The organism is Nocardioides sp. NPDC006273 (genome assembly GCF_040613495.1).
Taxonomy (GTDB): domain Bacteria; phylum Actinomycetota; class Actinomycetes; order Propionibacteriales; family Nocardioidaceae; genus Nocardioides.
Genome location: NZ_JBEXSD010000025.1, coordinates 44,730 through 57,730, shown reverse-complemented (window position 1 = coordinate 57,730; position 13,001 = coordinate 44,730). Strand labels below are relative to the sequence as shown.

At 68.9% G+C, this 13,001-nt stretch carries 11 protein-coding genes; 4 read left to right on the top strand and 7 right to left on the bottom strand.

Annotated features, from left to right (window positions below):
• Positions 1 to 97: 97 nt before the first annotated feature.
• Positions 98 to 715 (bottom strand): TetR/AcrR family transcriptional regulator, encoded by a 618-nt coding sequence (locus tag ABZZ22_RS13125; protein WP_354931780.1) that lies wholly within the window; start codon positions 713 to 715, stop codon positions 98 to 100.
• Positions 716 to 761: 46 nt separating this feature from the next.
• Here ABZZ22_RS13125 and ABZZ22_RS13120 point away from each other — a divergent pair, with 46 nt between their 5' ends.
• Positions 762 to 2,327, top strand: a complete 1,566-nt coding sequence (locus tag ABZZ22_RS13120; RefSeq protein WP_354931777.1) for an AMP-binding protein — start codon at positions 762 to 764, stop codon at positions 2,325 to 2,327.
• A 167-nt stretch (positions 2,328 to 2,494) separates the two neighbouring features.
• On the opposite strand, the gene ABZZ22_RS13115 is transcribed toward ABZZ22_RS13120, so the two are convergent.
• Together ABZZ22_RS13115 and ABZZ22_RS13110 are read right to left on the bottom strand one after the other, a co-directional pair.
• Positions 2,495 to 3,637 carry an FAD-dependent oxidoreductase gene (locus tag ABZZ22_RS13115; protein ID WP_354931774.1) on the bottom strand — a complete coding sequence of 381 codons (1,143 nt, stop codon included), beginning with the start codon at positions 3,635 to 3,637 and terminating at the stop codon, positions 2,495 to 2,497.
• Positions 3,638 to 3,723: 86 nt separating this feature from the next.
• Positions 3,724 to 4,593, bottom strand: a complete 870-nt coding sequence (locus ABZZ22_RS13110; RefSeq protein WP_354931771.1) for a sigma-70 family RNA polymerase sigma factor — start codon at positions 4,591 to 4,593, stop codon at positions 3,724 to 3,726.
• 291 nt (positions 4,594 to 4,884) lie between these two features.
• Between ABZZ22_RS13110 and ABZZ22_RS13105 the strand changes: the two genes are divergently transcribed.
• Positions 4,885 to 7,674, top strand: coding sequence for an FG-GAP-like repeat-containing protein (locus ABZZ22_RS13105; protein ID WP_354931768.1), 2,790 nt, complete (start codon positions 4,885 to 4,887; stop codon positions 7,672 to 7,674).
• 91 nt (positions 7,675 to 7,765) lie between these two features.
• Here ABZZ22_RS13105 and ABZZ22_RS13100 read toward each other — a convergent pair whose 3' ends face one another.
• Positions 7,766 to 9,358: a cation:proton antiporter family protein gene (locus ABZZ22_RS13100; RefSeq protein WP_354931765.1), complete on the bottom strand. Its 1,593-nt coding sequence runs from the start codon at positions 9,356 to 9,358 to the stop codon at positions 7,766 to 7,768.
• 83 nt (positions 9,359 to 9,441) lie between these two features.
• On the opposite strand from ABZZ22_RS13100, the gene ABZZ22_RS13095 reads away from it, so the two are divergent.
• Together ABZZ22_RS13095 and ABZZ22_RS13090 are read left to right on the top strand one after the other, a co-directional pair.
• Positions 9,442 to 9,702, top strand: a complete 261-nt coding sequence (locus tag ABZZ22_RS13095) for a ribbon-helix-helix protein, CopG family (protein ID WP_354931762.1) — start codon at positions 9,442 to 9,444, stop codon at positions 9,700 to 9,702.
• A gap of 7 nt (positions 9,703 to 9,709) precedes the next feature.
• Entirely contained in the window at positions 9,710 to 9,961 is a 252-nt protein-coding gene (locus ABZZ22_RS13090; RefSeq protein WP_354931759.1) for a type II toxin-antitoxin system RelE/ParE family toxin, read from the top strand.
• Between the two features lie 57 nt (positions 9,962 to 10,018).
• Here ABZZ22_RS13090 and ABZZ22_RS13085 read toward each other — a convergent pair whose 3' ends face one another.
• From ABZZ22_RS13085 to ABZZ22_RS13075, 3 genes are all read right to left on the bottom strand, one after another.
• Entirely contained in the window at positions 10,019 to 11,233 is a 1,215-nt protein-coding gene (locus tag ABZZ22_RS13085; RefSeq protein WP_354931756.1) for an acetyl-CoA C-acetyltransferase, read from the bottom strand.
• 9 nt (positions 11,234 to 11,242) lie between these two features.
• Positions 11,243 to 12,010: an SDR family oxidoreductase gene (locus tag ABZZ22_RS13080; protein ID WP_354931753.1), complete on the bottom strand. Its 768-nt coding sequence runs from the start codon at positions 12,008 to 12,010 to the stop codon at positions 11,243 to 11,245.
• A gap of 81 nt (positions 12,011 to 12,091) precedes the next feature.
• Positions 12,092 to 12,979: a hypothetical protein gene (locus ABZZ22_RS13075; protein ID WP_354931750.1), complete on the bottom strand. Its 888-nt coding sequence runs from the start codon at positions 12,977 to 12,979 to the stop codon at positions 12,092 to 12,094.
• Positions 12,980 to 13,001: the final 22 nt, after the last annotated feature.

Here is a 13,001-nt window from a genome sequence, read left to right as displayed (position 1 = left end):
GCCGAGTCGGCTCGTCCTCACCGAGATCGGTGCCGAGTCGGCCCGTCATGACGAGCCGACTCGGCGAGTTCTGGGGTTAGAACGAGCCGACTCGGCGTCAGGCGAGGATGCCGGCGTGGAGCAGTCTCAGATACTGCTCCGCGAGGGTGTCGGGGGTGTGACGACCACCGGGGCGATACCAGGAGACGGTGGACCAGACGCCGTCCCGGATGAACCGGTAGGTCAGCGCCGGGTCGAGCGAGTCCTGGAAGACGCCGGAGGCTTGGCCGGCCTCGATGACCCGGATCCACAGGGCCTCGTTGTCACGCGAGCGCTCGGCGACGAACTCGAAGCCGTCGACGGTCGCCAGGAAGGACGCCTCGTTCTGGTAGAGCGCGACGGCGAGCCGTTCGTTGTGGATCGTCCGGAACGACTCGGTGATGAGCCCGTCCAGGTCGGCCTTTGGGTCGACCCCGCTCTCGACGATCTCGGTGAAGCGCGCGTTGAGCCCGTCGAGAAAGCCGGAGAGCAGCTCGGTCAGCATCGCTTCCTTGGAGCGGAAGTGGTGGTAGAGCGAGCCGGACAGGATCCCGGCGGCATCGGCGATGTCACGTACGGTCGTCTGGGCGAACCCCTTGGTCGCGAACATCTCGGCCGCCAGCGTGAGCAACTCGGCTCGTCGCGACGAGCCCGACGCCGTCCCCCGCCTTCGCGGCACAACCCCCGTGTCAGTCATGGACGAAGCCTACCAAACAAGCAGTTGCTCAACTACGCTTGGCAGGATGACCCCGCGCACGATCCCCGCCCTGATCGAGAGGGCCAAGCAGACCTACGCCGACCACCCGGCGATCGTCGACGGCCTCACGACGCTCACCTACACCGAGCTCGCCGACGCGACGGACAGGGCTGCGCGCGCCTTCCTGGCCGGCGGTGTACGCAGCGGCGACCGCGTCGCCATCTGGGCGCCCAACCGCTGGGAGTTCCCGGTCGCGGTCCTCGGCGCGCAGACGATCGGGGCCACCGTGGTGCCGCTGAACACCCGCTACCGGGGGCACGAGGCCCGCGAGATCCTCGAGCGGTCCAGGGCCACCGCGCTGGTCACCGTCAACGGCTTCCTCGGCACCGACTACGTCCAGATGCTCCACGACGCCGGCCCGCTCCCGGAGCACCTGCTCACGATCGTCGACCTCGCCGGACAGACGGGCTCAGGCGCCGACTCGGCCATCGGCTGGGACGAGTTCCTCGCCAACGGTCAGGAGATCTCCGACGAACGGCTCGAGGGCGCCAGGTCGACGGTCACCCCCGACACCCTCGCCGACCTGCTGTTCACCTCCGGCACGACCGGGAAGCCGAAGGGCGTGATGAGCGCCCAGCGCCAGACGATCGGCGTCGCCGACGTCTGGGCGCGAGGCGCCAAGCTCACCCCGCAGGACCGCTACGCCATCGTCAACCCGTTCTTCCACGGCTTCGGCTACAAGGCAGGGTTCCTCGCGGCCTTCACCTCGGGCGCGACGATCTACCCGATCGCGACCTACGACCCCGAGCGGGCGCTGAAGCTGATCCAGGACGAGCAGGTCACGGTCCTCCCGGGCGCTCCCACCATCTTCACCACACTCATCAACCACCCCGACCTGAAGGCGTACGACCTCTCCTCGCTGCGCTTCGCGATCGCCGGGGCCGCGAGCGTGCCGGAGAGCCTCTTCGCCGACATGCGCGACGTCCTCGGGATCGACGAGGTCAAGGGCGCCTACGGCCTCACCGAGTGCCTGGTCGCCACCACCACCCGTCCCGGCGAGGACCCCGAGCACGTGGCCAAGGTGGTCGGACCCGCGGTCGAGGGCGTGGAGATCCGCACCGTCACCGCCACCGGCGAGGACGCGGAGCCGGGCGAGGACGGCGAGGTCTGGCTCCGCGGCGACAACGTCATGCTCGGCTACTTCGAGAATCCCGATGCCACCGCCGAGGCGATCGACGAGGACGGCTGGCTCCACACCGGCGACGTCGGCTTCCTGGACGAGCACGGCTGCCTGAAGATCACCGACCGCATCAAGGACATGTTCACCGTCGGCGGCTTCAACGTCTATCCCGCCGAGGTCGAGAACGCTCTTGCCGATCACCCCGGCGTCGTCGAGGCCGCGGTCATCGGCGTCCCGGACGCACGCCTCGGTCAGGTGGGCAAGGCCTTCGTCGTCGTACGCGACGGCCTGACCGCCGATGCGATCGACGCCTGGCTCAAGGACCGACTCGCCAACTACAAGCAGCCGCGGGCGTACGTCCTGGTCGACAGCCTTCCGCGCAACGCCAGCGGCAAGGTCCTCAAGACCGATCTGCGCGAAACCTCGCGGTAACCCAAACAGTAAGACACCGCAGCCCGCGCCCTGTCCGCAGCAGGCTAGGCGTCGTTGCGGTTCGCACTGGGTGCATGTCGCGCCAGCGACCTGATGCGTCAAGCGGCCCGAATCACGAGACAGTCGGCTGGCAGCGAGGGTTCTGGGTGCGTGCCCTCGTCGCGGGATCAACTCAGCCCGGATGCAACGTTCTCGTTCTTCGACGAGCGCAGGGCCTGCGTTGTCGCCGTTCGCGCCACGCTGGCGCTGATCAGCTCCTTGAAGAGCACCGCCGGTCGGCCTACGAGCGCCACCGGCAGCGGCCGGTCGTCGAAGCGACTGAACTGGGTGATGGCATCGTTCCTGCCGAGACTGATGTTGCGCCAGACGAAGCGAGCCCGGTACCGGCGACGGGACGCACCGCCAATCTCCCGTGCGACATCGGCGGCCACCGTCACCCCCATCGGCACCGTGGTCTGGCAGCTCATCCGGGCCGGTGCTTGGTCGACGGTCAGCACAGCCGCAGCGTCCCCGATCGCCGCGATGCGCGGGTCGGTGACCGATCGCAGGTGATCGTCGACCAGCACTCGACCGGTGTCGTCGGTGGACAGTCCGGCCTCGGCAGCCAGCGGCGAGGCGAGGAATCCCGTCGTCCAGACGATCACGTCGGCGTTCAGGCCCCGCACGTCCGATGGAGTTCGAAGCTGCCAGCCGGCGTCTTCTGCCCTCACCTCGGTTTCCTCGGTCAGCTCGATCCGAAGTCGGCGCAACGTCCCGCGCAGATGACGTTGCGCCATCTGTGACAAGTCATGAGCCAACCGGTCTGCAGTGATCAGCTGCACCCGAAGATCGGGTCGCTGCTCTGCCAGCTCGGTTGCCATCTCGATCCCGGTGAGACCGCCGCCGACCACGGCGACCCGGCCCCCGTCGAGCTCCTCGAGCCTCCGGCGGAGAACTTCGGCCTCGGTCATCGCTGCCACCCCGTGAGTGCCGGCGGGTCGAGTCCCGAAGCTCCCGGTGGCGATGATCAGCCTGTCGTAGGCGATCGATTCTCCGGTGTGCACGATGATCCGCTGTGCCGCCCGGTCGATTGCGGTCACCTCGCCGATGACCAGGCGGGTGCCGGTCCCGGCAAGTGTGCTGGCCAGCGATACCTCACGAAGGTGTTGACCTGTGGCGTACTGGTGCAACCGGATCCGCTCGACGAAATCTTCTGATCGGTTGATCACGGTGATGCGTGCCCGCCCCCGCAGGCGGCGCCGCAGCGACCGTGCGGCGTACATGCCGCCGTAGCCTGCTCCAATGATCACGATGTCAGTCAGCTCACGCATCCGTTTCCTCTTCCTGCTCGGGTACGTGACCTGAACCGGACAGCGCCACGGAACGTGACCGAATCTCGCTGCCAGAACGAATTCGGTCACGCCGTGGCCGGCAGGCGGCGCAGCTTCTCCGGGTCCACGATCAGCCAGATGCTGTCGATGCGATCAGTGACAGCGAACAGCACTGCCGCGATCGGAGCGCCGTCCATGGAGACGATCAGCGCTGGCGTGCCGTTCAGTTCTACGGGCATGAAGACGACGACAACGCTTTCTGGGCGCCGACCGAGTCCGGCCCAGTAGCGCGCGACCTTGTCCACACCGACAATCGGGAAGCGCGCCGTGCCGACCGCCCCACCCCCGTCGGCGATGGAGGTCACGTCCGCCGAGAGCACCAGGTGCAGCTGCTCCATGTCGCCCGCCTGCGCGGCGCGCAGAAAGGACTCCGACAGACGTCGTACGTGTTCCGGATCGGCTGGCTCGGACCGACGACCGTCCCCGTCCCGCAGCCTTCCTCGAGCCCGGCGCAGCCGTTGACGGCTTGCCTCCTCGGTGCTACCCAGCAGCTCCGCGATCTCGCGATGGCTATAACCGAAGGCCTGATGCAGGACGAAGACGGCACGTTCTGCCGATGGCAGACGCTCCATCAGCACCAGCACACCGAAGGAGATGGACTCGCGTGCGGCGACCGACTCCAGTGGTCCCAGCGGCCCACCCTCTGTCACGACGGGTTCGGGCAACGCCGCAGCCGGCTCCCGATGGCGGCGTTCGGCGGAGTCGAGCAGGTTGAGAGCCAGGTTGGTGGTCACCCGGGTGAGCCATGCCGCAGGACTGTCGATCACTGTCCGATCGACTCGCTGCCACCGCACGAACGCGTCCTGGACGATGTCCTCGGCGTCAGCCATCGATCCGAGCAGCCGGTAGGCGATCGCCAGAAGCCGCGGACGCTGGGATTGGAACTCCGCGATCACGGTGCCCGGTGCTTCCATCCGTCGGTGCCGACCTTCGCGGCCGCCGTGGTCTGTGCCCGCTCGCGTTCGTCGTAGCCGCCGGCATCGTTGGAGTGAGCCACGGCACGAGGCTATCGCTGTGGCCGCCCATGCGGTGGAGGACGACGACAACAGGCAATCTCGCGGCGGTCGGTCGCGTCATCAAGACCGATCTGCGCGACAGCTCGAGACAACCCCGAAATTGGTGCGACACCGTCCGGGGCAGGGTGTAGGTTTCCGGAGCCCATCTTTACTTCCCCCACGGAGGCTTCGATGCCCCGACGCGCCAAGATCGCGTCCATCTCAGGCACCATCCTCGTCGTCGGCGCTGCCACCGCGATCGCGCTGCCGACCATGTTCGACGTCGACCTCACCACGCCCGGTGCGAGCACGACCGGCTCCTTGGCCGCCTTCGAGGCGGCCTCGTCGAAGCCGGCGACGCTCCCGGACGGCCCGGTGGAGGCCCACGTCGACGAGATCGACCTGACCAACAAGACCGGCGAGAAGACCGGCGGCACCACGCTGGTGACCGAGCCGCGCCGGACCGTCCTCACCAGCGTCCCCCAGGACGTCACCGGTTTCGGCGTGGTCGGCATGACCTGGTCCCCGGACAGCGACGTCGACCATGACACCTTGAAGGCCAAGGTCCGCACCAAGACCGACGGCGAGTGGTCGAAGTGGCGGCCGATGGAGGTCCACCCCGACGAGCACGGCCCCGACGCGGGCAGCGCCGAGGCGAAGGGGAGCCGCGAGGGCACTCGCGAGTTCCTCGTCGGTCACGTCGACAAGGTCCAGACCCGGATCGTCGTCCCGGAAGAGGCCGACATCCCCGAAGACCTCGACCTCGCCGTCATCGAGCCCGGCAAGCCTGCCGACACCGTCGAGGAGCTCCCGCAGATCGACACCGGCGAGGGCACGGCCAAGGCCCCGTCGACCCACAAGAAGAAGACAGACGCCGACCTCGAGCTCGCGGCCACCACCTACACCCCCAGCCCGAGGATCTACAGCCGCGCCCAGTGGGGTGCCGACGAGTCGCTCCGCGAGCAGGTCGCGCCGACCTACCGCACGATCCGCGGCGGCTTCGTCCACCACACCGCCGGCACCAACGACTACACCGCGGCCGACGTCCCGGGGATCATCCGGGGGATCTACGCCTACCACGTACAGACCAACCGCTGGCGCGACGTCGGCTACAACTTCTTCATCGACAAGTTCGGCCGCATCTGGGAGGGCCGCAACGGCGGCGTCGCGAGGCCGGTCGAGGGAGCCCACACCTCCGGCTACAACACCGACAGCTTCGCCGCGTCCGCGCTCGGAAACTTCGAGACCGCCCAGCCGACCCCCGAGCTGATCCAGGCCTACGGCGCTCTTTACGCCTGGAAGCTCTCCCTCCACGGCGTCAGCGCCGGAGCCACCAACGTCAAGATCGGCAGCACGACGTTCTCGCACGCGATCAAGGGCCACCGCGACGCGGGCCAGACCCTGTGCCCCGGCGCCAACCTCTACGCCAAGATCCCCGCGATCCGTACGCTGGCCGCCAGCCTCCAGAAGAGCTGGTCCGGACGCGACCTGGAGTCCAACATCGCCGGCACGAGCCACTCCGACCTCGTCGCGCGACGGAAGTCCGACGGCAAGGTGTTCACGATGCGTACGGGCGGGTTCGCCGGCTTCAACAGCACGAAGAAGTCGACGACCTTCGGCAGCACGGTCCGCGCCCAGGTCGTCACCCCGGACATCACCGGCGACGGCAAGGCCGACCTGATCCTGGTCCGCAGGAACGGCTCGGCGGGCATCCGCAAGGGGCGCGGCAACGGCACCTTCGCGCCGGTCTACAAGAACCTCCCCTACACCAAGTTCCGGGGCGTATCGCTGATCACCGCGGTCGGCAACATCGGTGGCACGCGGCACAACGACCTCGTCGGCAAGTCGTCGTCAGGCAAGCTCGTCCGCTTCCTGGGCAACGGCCGCGGCGGCTTCGAGCGGAAGACGACCACCCGTTCGCTCAGCGGGTTCGGGCTCCTGGCCGCGACCGGAGACGTCAACCGCGACGGCAGGCGCGACCTGATCGGCCGCAAGTCCGGGGCGCTCTACTACATCAAGGGCACCGGCCGTGGCACCTTCACCACCGCCGTACGCCTCCCCGCCCGCAGCCCGTCGTGGTCGTCGCTGGTCCAGATCAGCGGCTACGGCGACTTCACCGGCGACGGCCGCGGCGACCTGATCGGTCGCGACAGGTCCGGGCGCGGCTGGGTCTACCCCGCCCGCGGCTCGGGCTTCGGCAAGCCGCTGGGCCCGTACGCCGGGGTGAACCGCACCCTCCTCGGGGCTGCCAACCTCACCGGCAACCGCCTGCCCGACCTGATGATGAAGACCGGCTCGACGCTCTATGTCAAGCCCAACAACGGTCGTCTCAACCTCGCCAGGCCGATCTACTCCGGACTGCGGCTCACCTCGGCCAGGATCCTGATGAACGCCGGCGACTGGAACCGCGACGGCAAGGGCGACCTCCTCGCCAAGCTCTCCGACGGCACTCTGCGGCTCTACCGCGGCAACGGCAGCGGCGGCTTCTCCAGCGGCGTCGTGATCGGCAGCGGGCTGGGCTCGGTCGGCGTGCTCGATGCCGTCGGCGACGTCACCGGAGACGGCTACCCCGACGTGATGGGCCGCACCTCCGACGGGCGGATCAAGCTCTGGCCGGGCAAGGGCACCAGCAGGGTCGGCGCCGCGATCGTGATGCGTTCCTCCGCCTCCGGCACCCGTCTGGTCGGGGTCGGCCGCTGGAACTCCGGCAACACCCCGGACGTGCTCTTCGTCAACGGCAAGTCCCTGGTCGTCCACGAGAGCAACGGGCCCGGCGGCCTGGTCTCCTACCGGACCCTGTCGGTCAACCTCTCCGGCTACAACGCGGTTCTCGGCGTCCGGGACCTGCGCGGTGGCGCCGGTGGCGACCTGCTCGCCCGTTCGGGTGGCTACCTCTACGCCTTCCAGCGCGGAACCGGCGGCACGAGCGTGACCCGCACCTACCTCGGCGAGGTGTCGACGGGCTACGACCTGCTCGGCTGACCAGCAGACCGGCAGACCGGCAGACCGGCAGACCGGCAGACGGTGAGGGCCCGGGGCGGTGACGCCCCGGGCCCTCGTACGTTCTCGGACGCTACGGCGTTGCCCGACGCTCCTGGTTGACCCGGAGCGCCTTGTCCGCGAGGTCGGAGCCGGCGGAGGCGTACAGGTTCAGCACGGCGTGGGCGCCGCGCTTCTTGAGCTCGTCGCGCTCCTCGGGGCGCATGGCGATGGCAGCCACGGTGCCTTCGAAGCCGAGCTTGTCGAGCAGATCCATGGCGAGCAGGTTGTCGCCGTGGAAGGGCATCGTGAGGACGACCAGCTCCATGCCGGCACCCTTCTTGACGCGCTCCCAGAAGTCCTGGTCGGTCGCGTCGGCCTCGACGACAGCGAAGCCCTCCGCCTTGAGCGAGTCGGCCCGCAGCGAGTCGTGCTCGATCCCCAGCACCTGGTAGTCCTGGGTCTCGCACAGCTTCTCGTAGGTCGTACGTCCCACCCGGCCCATGCCGACCACCAGCGCCTTGGCGCCGTCGAGGTTGATCGGCCGGTCTGCCTCTTGGAGCCGCGCAGTCGTTCGCTCCGGCAGCACCCGGTTGAGCAGGTTGATGAACCTCGCGGCATACGCGTTGAAGAGCGCGCCCACCAGGAACGAGAGCGAGGTGGCCACTGCGAGGACGGTCTGCCACTCGACCGACGCCATCCCGGTCGCGGAGGCGATGACGATCACGATCAACCCGAACTCGGAGTAGTTGGTCAGCGTGAACGAGGCCAGGGTCGCGGTGCGGTAGCGCAGCCCCATGAACGCGAAGATCACGATGTAGGCGGCGGCCTGGAGCGGCAGGAGGATCTGCAGCACAGCGGCGAGCGCGAGGTCCTCGAGCGATGGCACCCCGGTCAGCCCGATGCTCAGGAAGAACGCGATGAGCAGGAGCTCCTTGATGCTGAACAGCACCTTGGTCAGCGCCGGCGCATTGACGTGCGACCCGAGGAGTACGCCGATCACCAGGGCCCCGAGGTCGCCCTTGAGCCCGACGGCCTCGAAGAGCCAGTAGCCCGGCACGAGCGCCATCGCCAGGCCGAAGAGCGCGGTCAGCTCGGTGGAGGTGATCCGGTCCCACATCCGGTGAGCCAGCCAGGCGCCGGGGAGGAGCAGCACCAGCGCGAAGACCCACGGCGAGGGCCAGTGGCCCTTGGAGATGGTCAGGAACGCCACCGCGACGATGTCCTGCATGATCAGCACACCGATGGCGATCCGGCCGTAGAGGGTGTTGTTGTCGTGACGCTCGTCGAGGACCTTGATCGCGAAGACGGTCGAGGAGAACGAGAGGACGAAGGCGATCAGCGCCATCTCGCCGAGGTCGGCGTCGGTGAGGAGCGCGAAGCCGAGCGGCGCGATGCCGGCCAACAGCCCCACCCCGATGATCATGCTGAAGCCCAGGTGGGCGAAGGTGCTCAGCCAGACGTCGGGCCGGAGCAGCGATCGGACGTCGAGCTTGAGGCCGATGCCGAACAGGAGCAGCGTGACGCCGAGGTCGGCCAGCGTCTCCAGCCCCTCCAGATCGCCGACGCCGGCGGCATGCAGCCCGAACCCGGCGGCCAGGAAGCCGACCAGCGGCGGGAGCCTGAGGAACATCGCGACCAGCCCCGCTCCGAGTGCGACGAGCAGATAGAGCGCGGTCAGCGACATGTTGGACTTTCCCCCAGGTGAACCTCAACGTTTCCGACGAGCGAACGATACCGCGTGATACCACCTCCGGTTACCCTGGGTCCATGGCAATGACTCTGCGACTCAGCGAGGCCGACGACCGGCTGCTGTCCGACCGCGCGCGGACGGAGAACCGTTCCAAGCAGGAGATCGCCCGCGAGGCCATCCGTGCGTACCTCAACGACCACGACCGGCGCATCGAGGACCTCGAGGACGATCTCGCCATCGCGCGCTACTCCCTGCGCCGCGAGCTCGGCGAGGTCAGCTACACCCCGCACACCGAGGCTCGCCGTGCCCTCGGCCTCGACCGCCCCGTCGGCCAGTGACCTGCCGGTGACCTACCAAGTCGTCTGGGCCGACGAGGCGTTGCGGTCGGCCGAGGCGTACGTCGACGACGACCCCATCGGCCTGATCCAGGTCTTCGACACCATCGACACCCTGGCCGAGACCCCTCGTGACGTGGGCGCCTATGCGTGGGGCAAGGATCGCTACCGCCTCCGTGTCGGCCGCTACCGCATCGTCTACGTGATCGAGGAGCGCCACATCACGGTTGCCGTCATCCACCTGGGGCGCCGGAGCGCCTGACCCCGTTGGTCGAGCCGCCGGAGCCCCTGGGCGGAGGCGTGTCGAGACCAGCGGGGCTCAGAGCCGCTCGATGACCATGGCCATGCCCTGGCCGCCGGCAGCGCACATGGTCTCCAGGCCGTAGCGGCCGCCCGTCTCCTGGAGCCCGTGGAGGAGCGTGGTCGTGAGACGCGCTCCGGTGGAGCCGAAGGGGTGACCGAGGGCGATCGCGCCCCCGTTGACGTTGACCCGCTCGGGGTCGAGACCGATCTGGGCGATGCTGGGCAGCACCTGGGCGGCAAAGGCCTCGTTCATCTCAACCAGGTCGATGTCGTCGGCAGCTAGCCCGGCGCGAGCGAGCGCCTGGCGGGACGCCTCGACCGGCCCGAGCCCCATGATCTCGGGCGAGAGCCCGGAGACCCCGGTCGACACGATCCGGGCCAGCGGCGTGATCCCGAGCTCGGCGGCGCGTACGTCGCTCATGATGACCAGCGCGGCCGCGCCGTCATTCAGGGGGCAGCAGTTACCGGCGGTGATGGTGCCGTTCTCGCGGAAGACCGGCTTGAGGCCGGCGACCTTCTCCAGCGTCACCCCGGCCCGCGGCCCGTCGTCGGTGGAGACGACCTCACCTGACGGCAGCGTCACCGGCGTGATGTCCTGCTTCCAGAAGCCCCGGGCGGCGGCGGCCTCGGCGCGGTTCTGGGAACGTACGCCCCACTCGTCCTGGGCCTCCCGCGTGACGCCGCACATCTCGGCGACGTTCTCGGCGGTCTCGCCCATCGCCAGGTGGTAGTCGGGCAGATCGCCGGCCTCGCGCGGATCGGTCCAGGCCTCGCCCGCGGCCACCCGGGCGGCACCGCGCTCGCCTGCCTCGAGGAACTCCTCGGCCTTGGTGTCCGGCATCCCGTCAGCCTTGCCGCGCTCGTAGCGGGACACGCACTCCACGCCTGCGGAGACGAAGGCATCCCCTTCGCCGGCGCGGATCGCGTGGAAGGCCATCCGAGTGGTCTGCAATGACGATGCGCAGTAGCGGTGGACGGTGGTGCCGGGAACGGCGTCCAGGCCCAGGCGTACGCCGACGACCCGGCCGATGTTGTAGCCCTGCTCCCCCGCAGGCTGAGCGCAGCCCATCATCAGGTCGTCGATCCGCGTCGGGTCCAACTCCGGAACCGCGTCGAGCGCGCTGCGTACGATCTGCTCGGCAAGCTCGTCGGGACGCAGGTCCTTCAGCGACCCTTTGAAGGCACGGCCGATCGGTGAGCGGGCGGCCGAGACGATGACTGCTTCGGGCACGGTTTCTCCTCAGGAGTTGGGGGTGTGCTGGAGGAAGGCGGGCCACTCCCCGCCGCCGTCGACGGCGAGGACCGCGCCGGTGATGTGCGCAGCGAGCGGTGACGCGAGCATCAGGCAGGCGTCCCCGACCTCCTCGGGGGTCGCAAAGACCCCGCGCGGGATGGTCGCGGCCACCGCCGCCCGCTGCTCAGGGCTGCCGTAGTGGTCCTCGGACCCCGGCGTGGCGACGATCCCGCAGGAGATGGCGTTGACGCGTACGTCGGGCGCCCATTCCACCGCGATCGACCCGGTCAGGCTCTCGACCGCCGCCTTGGCGGCCCCGTAGACCGCGGTGCCGGGGCTGGGGCGCCGCGCCGAGATCGAGCTGATGTTGACGATGGACCCGCGCGAGGCCTTCAGGGCGTCGTACGCCGCCTGGCAGACGTAGGCGGTGGCCAGAAAGTTGATCGCGGAGATCTTCTCGTGGAAGCGCGGGGACGCGGTCGCGAAGTCGGCGTAGGGCGCGCCACCGGCGTTGTTGACGACCACGTCGAGCTGCCCGAGCCGCCCTGTGATCGCGGCGATCCACGCCGCGACCTGCTCAGGGTCCCGCACGTCGACCTGGGAGAACACCGGCTTGCGCCCGTCCGCGACGGGGAGCTCCTCGGGCTCGGAGCGCCCACAGATCTCCACCTCTGCGCCGGCCTCGAGGAACCGCTCGACGACCCCGGCGCCCACTCCACGCGCGCCGCCGGTCACCGCGACCACCTTGCCGCTGAAGTCGATCTCGACTGCCATGTGCGGCAGTCTAGAGCGCCTACCAAGCAAATGCTAGGTTGATGGTCGCGATGACCGGTCCAGAGAGTCGGACGCTGCGCCTCAGACGCAGTGCACGTCCACCCAGTAGGTGTGGTCGCCGTTCATGTGCTTCTTGACCTGCACCGGGACGGTGACCGAGCCGTTCGCGTCGGGGAGGAAGGTCTTCCCGGCGTAGTGGACGTCGTCGATCTCGCAGCCGGCCTGGTCGGTCACGGTGATCTTGTGCAGACCCGCTTCGGCAGCCTCGACGTGCGCCTCGTGGAACGCGAGGACCGCGGGGTTGTACTCGGAGTACTTCATGTTGTGCGCACCCAGGGTGTCGGTCCACTCCGCAGCCAGACCGTCGATGAACGGCCCGCCGTGGCGTGAGAACCGGGTGTCGATCTCGACGATCGCCCGCGCCTTGACCTTGAAGTTGTCGGTCTTGCTGTCAGCCGGGACGAAACCGTGCCGGTTGCCCGGAGCGGTCGAGTCGAGCGCGGCGTACGGCGTCAGCCAGACCTTGTACTCGCCACCGTTGTTCGGGGTGTCGAGGAAGGGGAACAGCTGCACGGTGATGCCGGCATCCTCCGCGTCGCTGCCGGCCGCGTGAGCGCAGCCACCGCTCGGCGCGACACTGACGAAGCGGCCACTGGCGTCGACCTCGACCAGGCGGCAGGCGACTGGATCGGTGGAGAGCAGCGTCTTGCCGGACGGATCGGTCACCTGGAACGCGTAGATCCCGGCAGGCAGGCCGGCCGCGTCATCGGGCGCGTTGATGCCGGGGCCACCGTTGAGATAGACGTCCTGTTTGGCGGCGTAGTGGTTGAGGTTGACGGGCGCGCCGGAGACGTCGGTGGTGAAGATCGCGCCGGATAGCCGCAACAGAGGTGCAGACGTGGCCGGCATCGACCAGAGCGCCGCCGCGGCGACCCCCGCCGCGACCGCGCAGACGAGCTTTCGGATCATGGGTTCCCCCCTCGGATAGATC

Excerpts from the sequence above, each read along its gene's own strand:
- ABZZ22_RS13125 (WP_354931780.1), bottom strand. The coding sequence starts at position 715 with ATGACTGACACGGGGGTTGTGCCGCGAAGGCGGGGGACGGCGTCGGGC.
- ABZZ22_RS13120 (WP_354931777.1), top strand. The coding sequence starts at position 762 with ATGACCCCGCGCACGATCCCCGCCCTGATCGAGAGGGCCAAGCAGACC.
- ABZZ22_RS13115 (WP_354931774.1), bottom strand. The coding sequence starts at position 3,637 with ATGCGTGAGCTGACTGACATCGTGATCATTGGAGCAGGCTACGGCGGC.
- ABZZ22_RS13105 (WP_354931768.1), top strand. The coding sequence starts at position 4,885 with ATGCCCCGACGCGCCAAGATCGCGTCCATCTCAGGCACCATCCTCGTC.
- ABZZ22_RS13100 (WP_354931765.1), bottom strand. The coding sequence starts at position 9,358 with ATGTCGCTGACCGCGCTCTATCTGCTCGTCGCACTCGGAGCGGGGCTG.
- ABZZ22_RS13095 (WP_354931762.1), top strand. The coding sequence starts at position 9,442 with ATGGCAATGACTCTGCGACTCAGCGAGGCCGACGACCGGCTGCTGTCC.
- ABZZ22_RS13080 (WP_354931753.1), bottom strand. The coding sequence starts at position 12,010 with ATGGCAGTCGAGATCGACTTCAGCGGCAAGGTGGTCGCGGTGACCGGC.
- ABZZ22_RS13075 (WP_354931750.1), bottom strand. The coding sequence starts at position 12,979 with ATGATCCGAAAGCTCGTCTGCGCGGTCGCGGCGGGGGTCGCCGCGGCG.